Raw genomic sequence first — 14,586 nt, 5'->3', positions numbered from 1 at the left:
GCCGACGATGGAGCCGGCGCGCACGTTGCGGGTCTTGCCGATGTGGGCGATCAGCTGGCCGAAATGGAAGGTCATCTCCGGACCGGCGTCGCACATGCCGACCTTGCGGCCGTTCCAGGTGGACTGCAGCGTGAGGTGCAGGCGCCCGCCCTGCCAGGCGTCGCCCAGCTCGTCGGGCGTGACCGCGACCGGGCTGAAGGCCGTGGCGGGCTTGCTCTGGAAGAAGCCGAAGCCCTTGGCCAGCTCGTTGGGAATCAGGTTGCGCAAGGACACGTCGTTGACGAGCATCACGAGCCGGATGCCGTCGAGCGCCTGCTCGGGCGTGCAGCCCATGGACACGTCGCCCGTGACCACAGCGATCTCGGCCTCGAAGTCGATGCCGAAGTCTTCACTCGGCACCACCACGTCGTCGCGCGGACCGATGAAGTCGTCGCTGCCGCCCTGGTACATCAGTGGGTCGCTGTAGAAGGTGGCCGGCACCTCGCTGTGGCGGGCAGCGCGCACCAGCTCGACGTGGTTCAGGTAGGCCGAGCCGTCGGCCCACTGGTAGGCGCGCGGCAGCGGCGCCATGCACATGGCCGGATCAAAGGGAAACGCATGGCGCGCCTTGCCCTGATTCAGCGTGACATACAGGTCGTGCAGCTGGGGGCTGAGGAAGTTCCAGTCGTCCAGCACCTGCTGCAACTTGGTGGCGATGCCCGTCGCATAATGGGCGGTCGAGAGGTCGCGCGAGACCACCACCAGTTGCCCGTCGCGTGATCCGTCTTTGTAAGTGGCGAGTTTCATTCAAGTCTCCTGCTGCCGCATGGCGTTGTTTCGAAATTACGAATAGTGAAATTGATTAACCTATACGTAAAAACTGGATTCTAGATCAACGCGCCGACCAGCGTGCAATCCCACCCTGAAACACCGGGTTTGAGCATGCCCCAAGCACCGACAGCCGCCTCACACCCATGCCCGCAGCGAAATCCCCCGCCACGCCGAAGTCACCCGCCCACCGAGAAACGTCGGCCAACGACACCGACCACCTGCGCGCCGGCATCCAGTCGGTCGAGGTCGGCTTCGAACTGCTCAACGCCCTGTCGCAAGCCCCCGGCGCACTGATGCTGCGCGACCTGGCCGCCGCCGCCGGCATGAGCGCCGCCAAAGCCCACCGCTACCTCGTGAGCTTCCAGCGCATGGGCCTGGTGATGCAGGACCCGGCGAGCACGCGCTACGACCTCGGCCCGGCCGCGCTGCGCCTGGGCCTGGCCAGCCTGAGCCGGCTGGACGCGGTGAAGCTGGCGCGCGAGCGCATCGACGGCCTGCTGGCCGAAACCGGCCACACGCTGGCCATCGCCGTCTGGGGCAACCAGGGGCCGACCATGGTGCACTGGAGCGAAGCGCCGCAGACCGTGCCGGTCACGCTGCGGCTGGGCGATGTGATGCCCCTGCTCACCTCCGCCACCGGGCGCTGCTTTGCGGCCTTCATGGGGCAAGAGGGGCGCGACGCCCAGCGCATCGCGCCGATGATCCGCGAGGAACTGGCCCGCGTGAAGAAGATGCCGCGCAGTGGCCTGCCGCTGGTGGACGTGCCGCAGACGCTGCAGGACGTGCAGGCCATTCTGGAAGAGACCCGTGCCCAGGGCCTGGGACGCGTGGTGCACAGCCTGCTGCCCGGTGTGGGCGGTTTCTGTGCCCCGGTCTTTGACGCTCAGGGCCGCCTGGCGATGGGCCTCGTGGTGCTCGGTTCGGTGGCCACGCTCGACACCGAGTGGACCGGCGCACCGGCCCGCGCGTTGAAGCGCTGTGCGCAACAACTCAGCGCCGACCTCGGCCACCGCCTGCCCGCCTGACCATGAACGCGTCCGAGCCGCCCTTCCAGCCCGCCCGACCAGGCGAAGCCGCGCCGCGCGGCCGCGTGCTGCTGGGGCTGGGCACCGGCGTGCTGCTGGCGCACCTGAGCCTGCTGAGCGGTGGTCTCTCGGGCTTTTCGCTGGACATGTTCGCCGCCCCGGAAGCGGAGCTGTCGGGTGCGGCGCCGGCCCAGGCGACACCAACCGTCACGGCCGACGCAGCACCCGAGCCGGCGTTGCCCGAACCGGTTCGCACCAGCCGGGTGCGCTGGATCGTGCCCAAGGCGCCGGAACCCGAACCCGTGCCCGAGCCGCCACCCAAGGTCGTCAAGAAGCCCCCACCGCCCCAGCCCGAGCCGGAACCCGAGCAGGTCGAGCCGGTGGTTGAAGCACCGATCGAACCCGTGCCCGAGACCGTGAGCACCGAACCGGTGATCGAGATGCCCTCCACCGAGGTCGCCATGGTGCCCCCGCCGGAACCGGTGCCGGAGCCACCGGTTGCGCCGCAGCCCCCGGTGTCGGACCTGCCCGCCGGCACACAGGTCGCTGCGGGCACGGTGCGGGGCGCGGGGGTCGGGGTGTCCGACGCCAGCCTGGCGCCGGCCGTGGCGCCCCCCAGCGCGCAGCTCAAATACGACGTGAAGGGTCTGGCCAAGGGCTTCAACTACACCGCCGCCGGTCGCCTGGACTGGACCAACAGCGGAACCCAGTACGAAGCCAGCATGTCGGTCAAGGCGCTGTTCCTGGGCAGCCGAGGCCAGACAAGCATGGGCGGCCTCAACGACAAGGGCCTCGCCCCGGACCGTTTCACCGACCGCAGCCGCAGCGAGCGGGCCGCGCACTTCGAACGCGCCAGCGCCAAGGTCCGCTACAGCAACAACGCACCCGACGCCGTGCTGCTGCCGGGCATGCAGGACCGGCTGTCGGTCAACTTCCAGCTCGCCGGCCTGTTCAACGCCCGCCCGGACGCCTACGCCGAGGGGCAGACCCTGCGTCTGCCGGTGAGCAGCATCGACATGGCCGAGGTGTGGCTGTTCCAGGTCGGGTCGCAGGCGACCGAGAGCTTGCCTGCGGGCGACGTGGTGACCCGCAAGCTGACCCGCAGCCCGAGGCGCGAGTTCGACCGCAAGGTCGAGGTCTGGCTGGCGCCCAGCCTGGCGCACCTGCCGGTGAGGCTGCGCATCACCGAACAGAACGGTGACTTTGTGGACATGAAGCTGGATGAGCTGCCGGCCCTGCTGCCGTCCGGGACCACGCCCACGGTCCACTGAGGCGGCCGCTGAAGCCCGGAACTGTGCTTAAAAACACACGCATCTTGAATCTTCTCCCGGTGGGACCATCTAAATGGCCAGGGGGGCTGTAGCCCGCCAACCATTTGCCGATATAAGTGACATCAGGCACAACGGTTTCCCAACAGGAAGGAATTTCAGTCATGCACATGCTCTACGACTCGGATGCCTTTGCCGTCGTCCACATCCTGGCCAACGCGCCGGAAGACGACGAGGCCGAACGGCTGGCCGGCCCACAGATCCCGCGCCACGGTTTTGAGATCGTGGACAAACGCTCGGGCAAAGAGGTGTACCTCGACGGCTCCTGGGCCGAGATGTTCCAGATCCAGATCACCGCCTGGCAGCAGAACACCCCCTCGCAGGAGGAGGTCGAAGACACGCTCGAGGGGTATGCCTCGCTGGCACAGATGCCGGTGGTGATGCATTGACATTTGGCTCCCCCCGCGCCGCGCCTTAGGGCGCGTCACCCCCCAGGGGGCGATGCCTGCGGACTGGCGGAGCCAGATCCGCGGCATCCTTGAAAGCTTCCCTTCGCTCCCACAGCCCGGTTTCGCCGGGCTTTTTCTTGGGCAAAGCCATGGGGCATGCGGTGGAAGTGACCCAGATCACAGACAGGGCGCCGCCGGTGTGGGAGCCTGAGGGTTTCAAACACCTGTCACCCACATGAACCCAGCCTCTATTTCACGCGCTCTGATCGCCACCTTGTTGGGGTGGGCCGGCTTGTTGCAGGGGGTCCATGCCGAAGACGGCGTCGATGCCCGCCAGTTGCTGATCGGCCAGTCGATCACGCTGGAGGGCGGCAAGAACGACTACGGCACGGCCGTGATCGACGGCGCCCGTTCGTACTTTGACTTGGTCAATCGCCGCGGCGGCGTGCACGGGCGCCAGATCGCCCTGAAGGTGCTCGACGACAACAACCAGGCCACGCAGGCCGAGGCCAACGCGAAGGCCTTGATCGAGCAACACAAGGTGTTTCTGGTGTTCGGCTCGATCGAGGGGGGACCGTCGACCGCGGTGATGAACGTCACCACGGCACAACAGGTGCCCTTCTTCGGGCCGATGGCGGGTGCGCCCGCGCTGCGCACGCCCTTTCAACCGCTGGTGTTCCCCGTGCGCGCGGAGCACAAGGAGGAATTCGACAGCCTCCTGAAATACGCCAAGAGCCTGGGCATGCGGCGCGTGGGCTTTCTGCGCTCCGACTCCGGCAACGGCAGGGAACACCTCGCCAACGTCCAGGCCCTGGCTCGGTCGGCAGGCATGGAGCTGGTGGCCGACATGCCGTTCAAATCGGACATCGACGCCAACGGCATCGCCTCGCTGGTGACGCAGCTGAAAGCCAGCGGCGCGCAGGTGGTCTTCAACCACGGGGGCATCGGTGTCTATGAAAAATTCATCCGCCAGGCGCGCGCCCAAGGCCTGAGCACCGCGTTTTTCGGGGTGAATTCCGGCTCGACGCAACTCGCCCGGCACCTGGGCAATCTGGCCCATGGCATGACCTTTTCGCAGGTCATGCCCAGCCCCTGGGAGCGCAAGACCGCCATCACCCGCGCCTACCAGGACGCCTTCGCCGCGAGCAAGCCCGGGCAGGAATTTTCCTATGGCAGCCTGGAGGGCTATGTCACTGCGCGTGCGCTGGTGGAAGCCCTGCAACTGGCCGGACGCCAACCGACCCGTCGCAGCTTTGTCGAGGGGCTGAACAACGCCGCCATCAGCATCGAGGGCCTGCAGTTGACCTACAGCGACAAGGCCCACACGGGACTGGACTGGGTCGATCTCGCCATCGTCACCCGCGAAGGTCGCTTCCGCCACTGACGCGGGGCACCACCCACGCCCGGTACACCGGCTCGGCCAGCACCAGCACGGCGACCAGGCGACACACCTGGAACGCGGTGACCATGGGCACCCCGAGCTGCAACACCTTGGCGGTGATCGCCATCTCGGCGATGCCGCCGGGCGAGGTGCCCAGGATCAGCGTGGCCGGGTGCAGGCCCGACGCCCAGGACAGCAGCCAGGCGAAGCCCGCGCACACGGCCATCATGAACACACTGGCGAACGCGACCGAGGCCAGCCAGCGCGGCGCCGTGTGCACGAACGCCGGGGTGAAACGCACCCCCAGGCTGACGCCGATCACCAGCTGCGCCGCCGCGCTGAGCCCCGGGGGAATCGCCGAGAGCGTGACCCCCGACAGGGTCAGCCCCATGGTGACCAGCAAGGCCCCCATGAACCAGGGGTTGGCCCGCCCGAGCCGGCGCATCACCAGGATGCCCACCAGCGTCAGGGCCGTCAGCAGCGCGAGCCCGCCGGGCAAGACCTCACGCGCGCCGGGGGGCGCGAGATCGATGCCCGCCACGCCCCAGGCCTGCATGCCGAAGGGAATCGTGAGCGTCACCAGCAGCACGCGCAGGCTGTGCGCCGCCGCCACCAGGTCGGTGCGCGCGCCGTGCCGCTCGGCGATCAGCGTCATCTCCGACGCGCCACCGATCGCCCCCGCGAAGTAGGTGGTGCTGCGCAGCTCGGCCGGGCTCAGGTGGTCCAGCTGCCGGGCGTGCACCCGCTGCAGCCAGGCACCGAACCCCAGACCCAGCGCCAGCGCCCAGGCAATGCCCAGCGCGATCGCCCACCACAGCCCCACCACCAGCGCGCCAACGGTGGGGGTGAAATACAGGCCCAGGGCGGTGCCGATCACCCACTGGCCGCTGTTGCGCAACGGATTCCAGCTGGCGGTGGGCGCACCGATGACCGACACCAGGGCGGTCGCCACCAGCGGGCCGATCATCCAGGGGATGGGCGTGTGCCACCACACGCACAGGCGTGCCGCGGCCCAGGCCAGCAACAGGGTGAGCGCCACGCGCAGCGGCAGGGGCAAGCCCCAGGGGCGTGATGGCGGTGGTGTCAGGGCATTCACAGGCGGGTGCGGCGGAAAAGCGAGCCGCTTAGTATCCGGGCATGAACTGTCGATGCGCTGTCATGGTGGGTGCGGTCGCGCTGCTGGCGGGATGCGCCACGGCGCCGCCACCAGCGCCCGACCTGCAGGGCCTGCTGCCCACGCCCTTGTTGCTGCTGGGCGAGCAGCACGACGCACCCGAACACCAGGCCCTGCAGCGCGCGACCGTGCGGCAACTGGCGCAACAGGGCCGGCTTGCGGCGCTGGTGCTGGAGATGGTGGAGCAAGGGCGACAGACCACGGGCTTGCCGCCCGGGGCCAGCGAAGACCGGGTGCGCGCCGCACTGGACTGGCGCGAGGCCACCAACAGCGGCGCCTGGGCCTGGGGCGTGTACGGCCCGGTGGTGATGGCGGCCGTCCGCGCGGGCGTGCCGGTGCTCGGCGGCAACCTGCCGCGCGCGCAGATGCGACCGGCCATGGCCGATGCCGCGCTCGACGCGACCGTGCCGCCCGACACGCTGCAACGCCAGCGCGAGGCCATCCGCGACGGCCACTGCGGTGTGCTGCCCGAGGCGCAGATCGCGCCCATGACCCGCATCCAGCTTGCGCGCGACCGGGCCATGGCGCAGACCGCCACCACCGCACTGCGGCCCGGCCAGACCGTGCTGCTGATCGCTGGCAACGCCCACGTGCAGCGCGATCTGGGGGTGCCGCGCCACCTCGACCCGGGCCAACCGCACCGCGTGGTGCTGTCGCTGGCCCGCGAGGCGGCCACGCGCGGCGAACCAGACGCCGGGGTCACGACCGACCGCCTCTGGGTCACGCCGCCCCGCCCGGCCCAGGACCATTGCGCCGAGCTGAAAAAGCGGACGGCGCGCTGAAGCGCCCCGCCGTCACCGACAGCGCCGTTCACCGGCCTTCGAGCGACATCACGATGAACAGCACGATCAGCGCGGCGATGATGGCCAGCGTGATCTTCACCCAGCTCTTGGGGTATTCGCCCGCCACCTGGCCGGTGGCGCCGTTGACCACCACCTGGTAGTCCCTGGTGCCGTACCGGTAGCTCACCAGCCAGACGGGCAGCAGCACATGCTTGAAGGTCTGGCGCTGAAACGTCGGGTCCACCCGCAGGTTGCGGTGGGTGTCGGCGCGGATGTCGCGCGCGCACAGCTGGCGGATGGCATCGAGCATGCGCGCGCGCCCGCGCTCGGCCGCGGCCACCAGGTCGAGCTGGTAACGCTCCACCGTCCAGCCGCTCAGGTAGCCCGGGTCGTAGGGCTTGAGCGCCTCGGAGGTGGTCGGAAAGGGCTCCACCGCCTGCACCAGGTGCGGGTGCACGCCTTTGGAGCCACACACCAGCGTGTCGTCGAAGAAATTCTGCACATGCCCCGACACCGGGAACCAGCGGATCTGGGTCTCGCCCTTGTGGTTCTTGTAGCGCTCGCCTCCCTCGGCCGTGTAGTCGGCACCCACCTCGGCGTCGAAGGTCCAGTAGGGCAGGTACACGCCCTTCAGCGTGTCGGTCAGCGCCTTGCGGTTGAGGTTGTTGGGCGCCCAGAAGCGCGAGCCGTACCACTGGCGCACCTTCTCGCGCGCGCCCGGTGCGTCCACCGCGAACGGCAACAGGCTCTCGGGCCGGATGATGTCGCCGGTTTCTTCAAACGGCACCAGCGACGACGAGCCGCAGAAATCGCAGGCCTTGGCCTGGTGCGCACCCGAGAACACGCTGATGGCCTGGCAGTGCTGGCACTTCACCGCGCGCTTCTGGTCCTGCCAGCCACGCGCGCTCTGGGGAATGGCCTGCAGCGCGGCCACCAGATCGTGCTCGACGATCTCGCCGCTGTCTTTCACCTCGTAGGGCGACTCCGTGCCGCAATAGGCGCAGATCAGCGCCTTCTTCGTCGGGTGCCACTGCGCCTCGCCCCCGCAGGCCGGGCACGCCAGCTTTTGCTGGGCGGAGACTTCGCTCAGTTGCATGGGTCGGCGCGCCTCAGCCCTTCAAGAACTCGTCCAAAGACGCCTGCGGCACACGCCACTGGCTGCCGATCTTGCGGCCCTTGAGGTTGCCGGCCTCCAGCTCCTGCAACACGTCGGCCGGGCTCACGCCCAGCGCTTCGGCGACCTGCTCGGGCGTCATCAGCACGATGGTCGGCGCAGCGGGTGCGGTGGCGGCCACCGGCGCCTGGGGCACCATGCCGGGCTGCGAAGCCGCCGGTGCGCCGCCCATGCCGCCCTGCATCATCGACTGCCCCATGGCCAGACCGGCGGCCAGCTCGGCGCCGATGCCCGCGGTGCCGGCCTTGCCCTCGGCCAGCGCGTTGCCCATGTTGTATTTGACGTAATCGTTGAGGTTGCCGATGGCCGTCATGGCGCCGCGCTTGTCGATGGCCTGCTCCAGCTCGGGCGGCACCGACACGTTCTCAACCACGAAGGACGTCATCTCCAGGCCGTATTTCTCGCGCATGGCCTCGTTGAGCGGCGCCAGCAGGGCGTCGCCCAGCTCGCTGTAGCGCGTGGCCACGTCGAGCGCGGGCACCTTGGCTTGGGCCAGGGTTTCGCTGAACACGCTGACGATGCGCGAGCGCATCACGTCGTTGAACTCGTCGAGCCGGAAATGGTGGTCGGTGCCCGCCACCTCTTTCAGGAACTTGACCGTGTCCACGATCTTGAAATCGTAGGTGCCGAAGGCGCGCACGCGCACCACGCCGAAGTCGGCGTCGCGCAGCATCACCGGGTTGGAGGTGCCCCACTTGTTGCCGGTGAAGACACGGGTGATGACGTAATAGACATCGGCCTTGAACGGCGTCTGGAACTTGTATTTCCAGCCCAGCAGATCGCCCAGGATCGGGATGTTCTCGGTCTTGAGCGTGTGTTTGCCAGGGCCCAGCGTGTCGGCGAACTGGCCCACATAGACGAACTGCGCGATCTGGCTCTCGCGCACGATCAGCTGGGCCTCGTTCTTGATCTGCTTGTCGTCGTCGGGAAAGCGGTACGACAAGGTGTCGCGCGAATCGTCCACCCACTCGATGACGTCGATGAACTGGCGGTTCAGGAAATCCATGATGGCCATGAGGTGCTCCGGTGGGTGGTGATGAAACGGCTTCAGGCGTGGCGCCGGATGGCGTCGGCCAGCACGTTGACCATGGTATCAATCTGCTCGCGCTCCACGATGAACGGCGGCGCAAACACCAGGTTTTCGCCCGCGTTGCGCACCAGCACGCCGTGCTTGTAGCAGTCCATGAAGATGTCGAACGCGCGCTTGCCCGGCAGGCCGGGCATCGACGACAGCTCCACCGCCGCCGCCAGCCCCAGGCTGCGGATGCCGATCACATTCGGCAGGCCCTTCAAGGCGCTGTGCATCGCGTCGCCCAGCACCGGCGCCATCTGGCCCGCGCGCTCAAACAGCTGTTCTTCGCGGAACAGATCCAGCGTGGCGATGGCCGCCGCGCAGGCCACCGGGTGGCCCGAGTAGGTGTAGCCGTGGAAGAACTCGATGGCGTGCTCCGGCGCACTGCCGTGCGCGCCCATCATGGCGTCATAGATGCGGTCGGTGCAGATCACGCCACCGAGCGGGAACACGCCGTTGGTCACGGCCTTGGCGAAGTTCAACATGTCGGGCTGCACGCCGTAGTAGTCCGACGCGAAGGCGGTACCGAGGCGGCCGAAGCCGGTGATGACCTCGTCGAAGATCAGCAGGATGCCGTGCTTGTCGCAAATCTCGCGCAGCCGCTTCAGGTAGCCCTGCGGTGGGATGTACCAGCCCGCGCTGCCGGCCACGGGCTCGACGATCACCGCCGCCACATTGCTGGCGTCGTGCAGCGGCAGGATGCGGTTTTCCAGCTCCAGCAGGATGTCTTCGTTCCAGACCGGTTCCTGGTTGTGGATGTAGGCGTGGTTCACCGGGTCGTGGATGAAGCGCAGGTGGTCCACGCGCGGCAGCAGGGCCGGGCCGTAGACCTTGCGGTTGGCCGGGATGCCACCCACGCTCATGCCACCGAAGTTGACGCCGTGGTAACCACGCTCGCGGCCGATGAACAGGTTGCGGTGGCCCTCGCCGCGCGCGCGGTGGTAGGCCAGCGCGACCTTGAGCGAGGTGTCGGCCGCTTCCGAGCCGGAGTTGCAGAACAGCACCTTGTTCAGGTCGCCGGGCGCCATGGCCGCGATCATCTCGGCCGCGCGGAAGGCCTTGTCGTTGCTCACGCTGAACGCGGTGGCGTAGTCCAGCGTGTCGAGCTGCTGCTTGATGGCTTCGTTGATGGATTTCCTGTTGTGGCCCGCGCCCACGCACCAGAGGCTGGAGATGCCGTCGATGACCTGCTTGCCGTCGTGCGTGGTGAAGTGCATGCCGTCGGCGGCGACGAAGATGCGCGGGTCCTGCTGGAAGCTGCGGTTGGGGGTGAAGGGCAACCACTGGTTGTCCATGCGGAATGGATTGAAGGCCATGGGGGGCGTCTCCGGCGAATGGGGATCGCCAGATTCTGGCACCCCGCACCAGGGTCGGTGGCGCCACTGCCCGAACGCCGGGCAGGCCCACCGGCGACGGGCCTGCGACAATCGGCTCCGCCATGAACCACACCTACGTCCTCACCCTTTCCTGCCAGGACCGCCCTGGCATCGTGCACGCCGTTTCGGGCTTTCTGCTGGAGCGCGGCGGCAACATCGAAGAAGCCGCCCAGTACAACGACCACGGCACCGGCCTGTTTTTCATGCGGGTCCAGTTCACCTGCGGCCAGCTCACGCAGGACGACCTGCGCTTGCACCTGAAGCTGTTCGCCGAGCCCTTCGCGATGCAGTGGAGCCTGCACCCGCTGGCCGAGCCGATGAAGACCGTGATCTTCGTCAGCAAGGAAGGCCACTGCCTGAACGACCTGATGTTCCGCTGGAAGAGCGGCCTGCTGCGGCTGGACATCCGCGCCATCGTGAGCAACCACCGCGAGTTCTACCAGCTCGCCGCCGGCTACAACGTGCCCTTCCACCACATCCCGGTGACCGGCACGACCAAGGCCCAGGCCGAGGCCAGGCAGCTGGAGGTGATCCGCAGCGAAGGCGCCGAACTCGTGGTGCTGGCGCGCTACATGCAGATCCTGAGCAACGACCTGTGCCGCGAACTCTCGGGCAAGGCGATCAACATCCACCACAGCTTCCTGCCCAGCTTCAAAGGCGCCAAGCCCTACTACCAGGCGCACGACCGCGGCGTGAAGCTGATCGGCGCGACCGCCCACTACGTGACGGCCGACCTGGACGAAGGCCCGATCATCGAGCAGGACGTGGCCCGCGTGGACCACACCGACGACGTGGAAGACCTCACCGCGCGGGGCCGGGACACCGAAAGCCAGGTGCTGGCGCGGGCGGTGAAGTGGCACAGCGAACACCGTGTGCTGCTGAACGGCCACAAGACCGTCGTCTTCAAATAACAAGACGCACAAAGGCACGGAGGCTCCAGCATGACGATCAGGATCCCGCCGATTCAGTGCCTGCTGACCTTCGAGGCGCTCGCCAGACTCCGCAGCGTCACGCAGACCAGCGAGGAGCTGTGCGTCACGCCCAGCGCGGTCAGCCACCGCATCAAGCAGCTGGAGCAGATCCTCGGGACCAAGCTGTTCGGGCGGGCCGATTTTTCGCTCACCACCGAAGGCAGCGAGTACCTGGCACACGTGCGCGAGGGCCTGGCGATCCTGCAGAAATTTCCCAGCAACGCGGTCACGCCCGGGCGGCGCAAGCTGCGGCTGGCGGTCACGCCCACGTTCGCGCGCTCCATCCTGCTGCCGCGCCTGAAGCAGTTCAGCGAGGCCTACCCGGAGATCGACCTCACGCTGCAGGTCAGCATCCCGCTGCTCGACGTCGTGGCCGAAGACGCCGACCTGATGGTCCGCTTTGGCACCGGCCGCTACGCCGACGTGGAACACGTCTGCCTGATGAAAGACGACGTCACACCGCTGGCCTCACCCGCGTTCGCGCGCGAACACGGCCCGTTCGACACACCGGAAGACCTGGAAGGCGTGCCCCTGCTGCGCAGCCCGCTAGAGCCCTGGCGCACCTGGTTCGCTGCGCACGACCTGGACTGGCCCGAGCCGGTGGACGGCTCGCAGTTCAACGACATCGGCCTCATGTGCGACGGCGCCGCCGCCGGCATGGGTGTGGCGCTGGTGAGGCTCAAACTCGCCGCGCCCTGGCTGGAGCACGGCACGCTGGTGCCGCTGTACGAGCGCCACGTGCCCAGCCCGCACGCCCACTACCTGTGCTGGCGGACGGGCACGATGGATCGCTGGGAGTGCGCGGCGTTCGCCGAGTGGCTCAAGAAAAGCCTGAGCTGAACAGCGCGGGGGTGCAAGAACCTCCACCCCCTTCGGCCCTCGGCGTGAAGTGCCTTCGCCAAAGATGCGGTGGAACCGGCTTCGCCGGGCCACTCGCATCGCCCCTTGGGGGGTGACGCCGCAGGCGGCGCGGGGGGTTACTCAATGGTCAGCCGCTGGCCGGCCACCGCCATTTTTTTCGGCAGCGTCAGCGTCAACACCCCGTTGTCGTACTTCGCCTTGGCGCGCTCGTTGTCGATGTCGGCCGCCAGCTGGAAACTGCGCGCCACGGCACCGTAGTAGCGCTCGGTGCGCAGCACCTTCTCGTCCTGGTTCTGGCTGTCTTCCTGCTTGATCTCGGCGCGCAGGGTCACCACACCGCCTTCGACGGTGACGTGGATGTCCTCTTTGGCCACCCCCGGCACCTCGGCGACCACGGTGTAGGCCGTCGGCGTTTCCTTCACGTCGATCTTGATCTGCGAGGGCGATGGCAGCGAGTCACCGTGCAGCGGGCGGACATAAAACCCGGGCGCAACGTCCTTGAAGAAATCGTCGAACAGACCGGAACGGGCGATCAGATGGTTCATGGCATTCACTCCTGGATGAGGGGACGGTTGACGGGGTGGCGACCGCGCAACCCCTTGCACAAAAAGTAGGGATGGCCGGTGTGGTTTTCAAGCCCCCCGAGCCGGGTCGGGCATCAAAACGCCTCACGGAGCGCTGCAAGTTTCTTCAATACGGCCGAGCCGGATTGGCCTAAACTGGTTCGCCATGAACGCCCCTCTCGCCCCCGCCGAAGTCACCCGCGCCGAGCGCACCGCCCGCCAGACCGAGGTGGTGCGAGCGCTGCTGGCCGTGCTGCCGGCCCACGCCCTGCTCTGGCAAACCGAAGACACCGTGCCCTACGAGTGCGATGGTCTGACCGCCTACCGCGAGCGCCCGCTGGTGGTGGCGCTGCCCGAGACCGAAGCCCAGGTGGCGGCCACGCTCAAGGCCTGCCACGCGCTGGGCGTGCCGGTGGTGGCGCGCGGTGCCGGCACCGGGCTCTCCGGCGGCGCCATGCCGCATGCCATGGGGGTGACGCTGTCGCTGGCCAAGTTCAACCGCATCCTGTCCATCGACCCGCGCTCGCGCACAGCGGTCGTGCAAGGCGGCGTGCGCAACCTCGCCATCAGCGAAGCGGCCGCACCCCACGGCCTGTACTACGCGCCCGACCCCAGCAGCCAGATCGCCTGCACCATCGGTGGCAACGTGGCCGAAAACTCGGGCGGCGTGCACTGTCTGAAATACGGCCTGACGGTGCACAACGTGCTGCAGGTGCGTGGCTTCACCATCGAAGGCGCCGCCGTCACCTTCGGCGGCGAAGCGCTGGACACCCCGGGGCTGGACCTGCTCTCGCTGATCATCGGCAGCGAAGGCATGCTGGCCGTCACCACCGAGGTCACGGTGAAGCTGGTGCCCAAGCCCCTGCTGGCGCGCTGCATCATGGCCAGCTTCGACGACATCCAGAAGGCGGGTGACGCGGTGGCATCGGTGATCGCGGCCGGCATCATCCCGGCCGGGCTGGAGATGATGGACAAGCCCATGACCGCCGCGGTGGAAGATTTCGTGCACGCGGGCTACGACCTGAACGCCGCCGCCATCCTGCTGTGCGAGAGCGACGGCACGCCCGAAGAGGTGGAAGAAGAAATCGGCCGCATGAGCGATGTGCTGCGCCGCTGCGGCGCCACCGCCATCGCCGTGAGCCAGGACGAGGCCGAGCGCCTGCGCTTCTGGAGCGGGCGCAAGAACGCCTTTCCGGCCAGCGGGCGCATCAGCCCCGACTACATGTGCATGGACTCGACCATCCCGCGCAAGCGCCTGGCCGACATCCTGATCGCCATCGGCGAGATGGAGCAGAAGTACGGCCTGCGCTGCGCCAACGTGTTCCATGCGGGTGATGGCAACCTGCACCCGCTGATCCTGTTCGACGCCAACGATGCCGACCAGCTGCACCGCTGCGAACTGTTTGGCGCCGACATCCTGGAGACCAGCGTCGCCATGGGCGGCACCGTCACGGGCGAGCACGGCGTGGGCGTGGAGAAACTCAACAGCATGTGCGTGCAGTTCTCCCCGGAGGAGAACGCCCAGATGTTCGGCGTGAAGCGGGCTTTTGATACAAAAGAGCTACTCAACCCGGGGAAAGTGATTCCCACACTGCAGCGTTGCGCTGAGTACGGAAAGATGCTCGTGCGCGGCGGGCGCCTGCAACACCCCGATTTGCCCCGCTTCTGACTGTCAGATTT

The 14,586-nt window shown here is 67.8% G+C and carries 14 protein-coding genes; 8 read left to right on the top strand and 6 right to left on the bottom strand.

Annotated elements, in window-relative coordinates; all coding sequences use genetic code 11:
- A partial coding sequence (locus IV088_RS04980; protein WP_291098557.1) for a fumarylacetoacetate hydrolase family protein occupies window positions 1-786 on the bottom strand: 786 nt, incomplete at its 3' end.
- Window positions 787-953: 167 nt separating this feature from the next.
- On the opposite strand from IV088_RS04980, the gene IV088_RS04975 reads away from it, so the two are divergent.
- The 4 genes from IV088_RS04975 (at window position 954) to IV088_RS04960 (ending at window position 4,936) form a co-directional block, all read left to right on the top strand.
- Window positions 954-1,835, top strand: coding sequence for an IclR family transcriptional regulator (locus tag IV088_RS04975; RefSeq protein WP_291098554.1), 882 nt, complete (start codon window positions 954-956; stop codon window positions 1,833-1,835).
- Between the two features lie 2 nt (window positions 1,836-1,837).
- On the top strand, window positions 1,838-3,106 hold the full coding sequence (locus tag IV088_RS04970) for a DUF3108 domain-containing protein (RefSeq protein WP_291098552.1): 1,269 nt from the start codon (window positions 1,838-1,840) through the stop codon (window positions 3,104-3,106).
- 161 nt (window positions 3,107-3,267) lie between these two features.
- Window positions 3,268-3,552 carry a DUF3567 domain-containing protein gene (locus IV088_RS04965; RefSeq protein WP_236963447.1) on the top strand — a complete coding sequence of 95 codons (285 nt, stop codon included), beginning with the start codon at window positions 3,268-3,270 and terminating at the stop codon, window positions 3,550-3,552.
- 235 nt (window positions 3,553-3,787) lie between these two features.
- Window positions 3,788-4,936 (top strand): ABC transporter substrate-binding protein, encoded by a 1,149-nt coding sequence (locus IV088_RS04960; protein ID WP_291098549.1) that lies wholly within the window; start codon window positions 3,788-3,790, stop codon window positions 4,934-4,936.
- On the opposite strand, the gene IV088_RS04955 is transcribed toward IV088_RS04960, so the two are convergent.
- Window positions 4,908-5,990 (bottom strand): AbrB family transcriptional regulator, encoded by a 1,083-nt coding sequence (locus IV088_RS04955; protein WP_291098546.1) that lies wholly within the window; start codon window positions 5,988-5,990, stop codon window positions 4,908-4,910. The two genes, IV088_RS04960 and IV088_RS04955, sit on opposite strands and share 29 nt — an antisense overlap.
- A gap of 80 nt (window positions 5,991-6,070) precedes the next feature.
- On the opposite strand from IV088_RS04955, the gene IV088_RS04950 reads away from it, so the two are divergent.
- Window positions 6,071-6,889 (top strand): ChaN family lipoprotein, encoded by an 819-nt coding sequence (locus tag IV088_RS04950; protein WP_291098543.1) that lies wholly within the window; start codon window positions 6,071-6,073, stop codon window positions 6,887-6,889.
- Window positions 6,890-6,917: 28 nt separating this feature from the next.
- Here the strand turns inward: IV088_RS04950 and IV088_RS04945 are convergent, their stop codons facing one another.
- Genes IV088_RS04945 through IV088_RS04935 form a run of 3 tightly spaced genes read right to left on the bottom strand, consistent with a single transcriptional unit; the run spans window position 6,918 to window position 10,451 of the window.
- Window positions 6,918-7,985, bottom strand: a complete 1,068-nt coding sequence (locus tag IV088_RS04945) for a zinc ribbon domain-containing protein (RefSeq protein ID WP_291098541.1) — start codon at window positions 7,983-7,985, stop codon at window positions 6,918-6,920.
- A gap of 13 nt (window positions 7,986-7,998) precedes the next feature.
- Window positions 7,999-9,078 carry an SPFH and helix-turn-helix domain-containing protein gene (locus tag IV088_RS04940; RefSeq protein ID WP_291098539.1) on the bottom strand — a complete coding sequence of 360 codons (1,080 nt, stop codon included), beginning with the start codon at window positions 9,076-9,078 and terminating at the stop codon, window positions 7,999-8,001.
- Window positions 9,079-9,110: 32 nt separating this feature from the next.
- Window positions 9,111-10,451, bottom strand: a complete 1,341-nt coding sequence (locus IV088_RS04935; RefSeq protein WP_291098536.1) for an aspartate aminotransferase family protein — start codon at window positions 10,449-10,451, stop codon at window positions 9,111-9,113.
- Window positions 10,452-10,573: 122 nt separating this feature from the next.
- Between IV088_RS04935 and purU the strand changes: the two genes are divergently transcribed.
- On the top strand, window positions 10,574-11,422 hold the full coding sequence (gene purU, locus IV088_RS04930) for a formyltetrahydrofolate deformylase (protein WP_291098533.1): 849 nt from the start codon (window positions 10,574-10,576) through the stop codon (window positions 11,420-11,422).
- 30 nt (window positions 11,423-11,452) lie between these two features.
- The gene (locus tag IV088_RS04925) at window positions 11,453-12,322 is read left to right on the top strand and encodes a LysR substrate-binding domain-containing protein (RefSeq protein ID WP_291098530.1); all 870 of its coding nucleotides are present in this window, start codon (window positions 11,453-11,455) and stop codon (window positions 12,320-12,322) included.
- A gap of 137 nt (window positions 12,323-12,459) precedes the next feature.
- Here the strand turns inward: IV088_RS04925 and IV088_RS04920 are convergent, their stop codons facing one another.
- Complete coding sequence (locus tag IV088_RS04920; RefSeq protein WP_291098527.1) at window positions 12,460-12,888, bottom strand: Hsp20/alpha crystallin family protein; 429 nt, start codon at window positions 12,886-12,888, stop codon at window positions 12,460-12,462.
- A gap of 184 nt (window positions 12,889-13,072) precedes the next feature.
- Between IV088_RS04920 and IV088_RS04915 the strand changes: the two genes are divergently transcribed.
- Window positions 13,073-14,575, top strand: a complete 1,503-nt coding sequence (locus IV088_RS04915; protein WP_291098524.1) for an FAD-linked oxidase C-terminal domain-containing protein — start codon at window positions 13,073-13,075, stop codon at window positions 14,573-14,575.
- The last annotated feature ends 11 nt before the right edge of the window (window positions 14,576-14,586 follow it).

Origin of the sequence: Hydrogenophaga sp. (genome assembly GCF_018780075.1) — a bacterium.
Classification (GTDB): domain Bacteria; phylum Pseudomonadota; class Gammaproteobacteria; order Burkholderiales; family Burkholderiaceae_C; genus Hydrogenophaga.
Note: the sequence above shows the minus strand (reverse complement) of the source record. Positions and strands in the feature narration are given on the sequence as shown.

Coding starts and splice junctions, on each gene's coding strand:
- IV088_RS04975 (WP_291098554.1), top strand. CDS start 954: ATGCCCGCAGCGAAATCCCCCGCCACGCCGAAGTCACCCGCCCACCGA.
- IV088_RS04970 (WP_291098552.1), top strand. CDS start 1,838: ATGAACGCGTCCGAGCCGCCCTTCCAGCCCGCCCGACCAGGCGAAGCC.
- IV088_RS04965 (WP_236963447.1), top strand. CDS start 3,268: ATGCACATGCTCTACGACTCGGATGCCTTTGCCGTCGTCCACATCCTG.
- IV088_RS04960 (WP_291098549.1), top strand. CDS start 3,788: ATGAACCCAGCCTCTATTTCACGCGCTCTGATCGCCACCTTGTTGGGG.
- IV088_RS04950 (WP_291098543.1), top strand. CDS start 6,071: ATGAACTGTCGATGCGCTGTCATGGTGGGTGCGGTCGCGCTGCTGGCG.
- IV088_RS04945 (WP_291098541.1), bottom strand. CDS start 7,985: ATGCAACTGAGCGAAGTCTCCGCCCAGCAAAAGCTGGCGTGCCCGGCC.
- IV088_RS04940 (WP_291098539.1), bottom strand. CDS start 9,078: ATGGCCATCATGGATTTCCTGAACCGCCAGTTCATCGACGTCATCGAG.
- IV088_RS04935 (WP_291098536.1), bottom strand. CDS start 10,451: ATGGCCTTCAATCCATTCCGCATGGACAACCAGTGGTTGCCCTTCACC.
- purU (WP_291098533.1), top strand. CDS start 10,574: ATGAACCACACCTACGTCCTCACCCTTTCCTGCCAGGACCGCCCTGGC.
- IV088_RS04925 (WP_291098530.1), top strand. CDS start 11,453: ATGACGATCAGGATCCCGCCGATTCAGTGCCTGCTGACCTTCGAGGCG.
- IV088_RS04920 (WP_291098527.1), bottom strand. CDS start 12,888: ATGAACCATCTGATCGCCCGTTCCGGTCTGTTCGACGATTTCTTCAAG.
- IV088_RS04915 (WP_291098524.1), top strand. CDS start 13,073: ATGAACGCCCCTCTCGCCCCCGCCGAAGTCACCCGCGCCGAGCGCACC.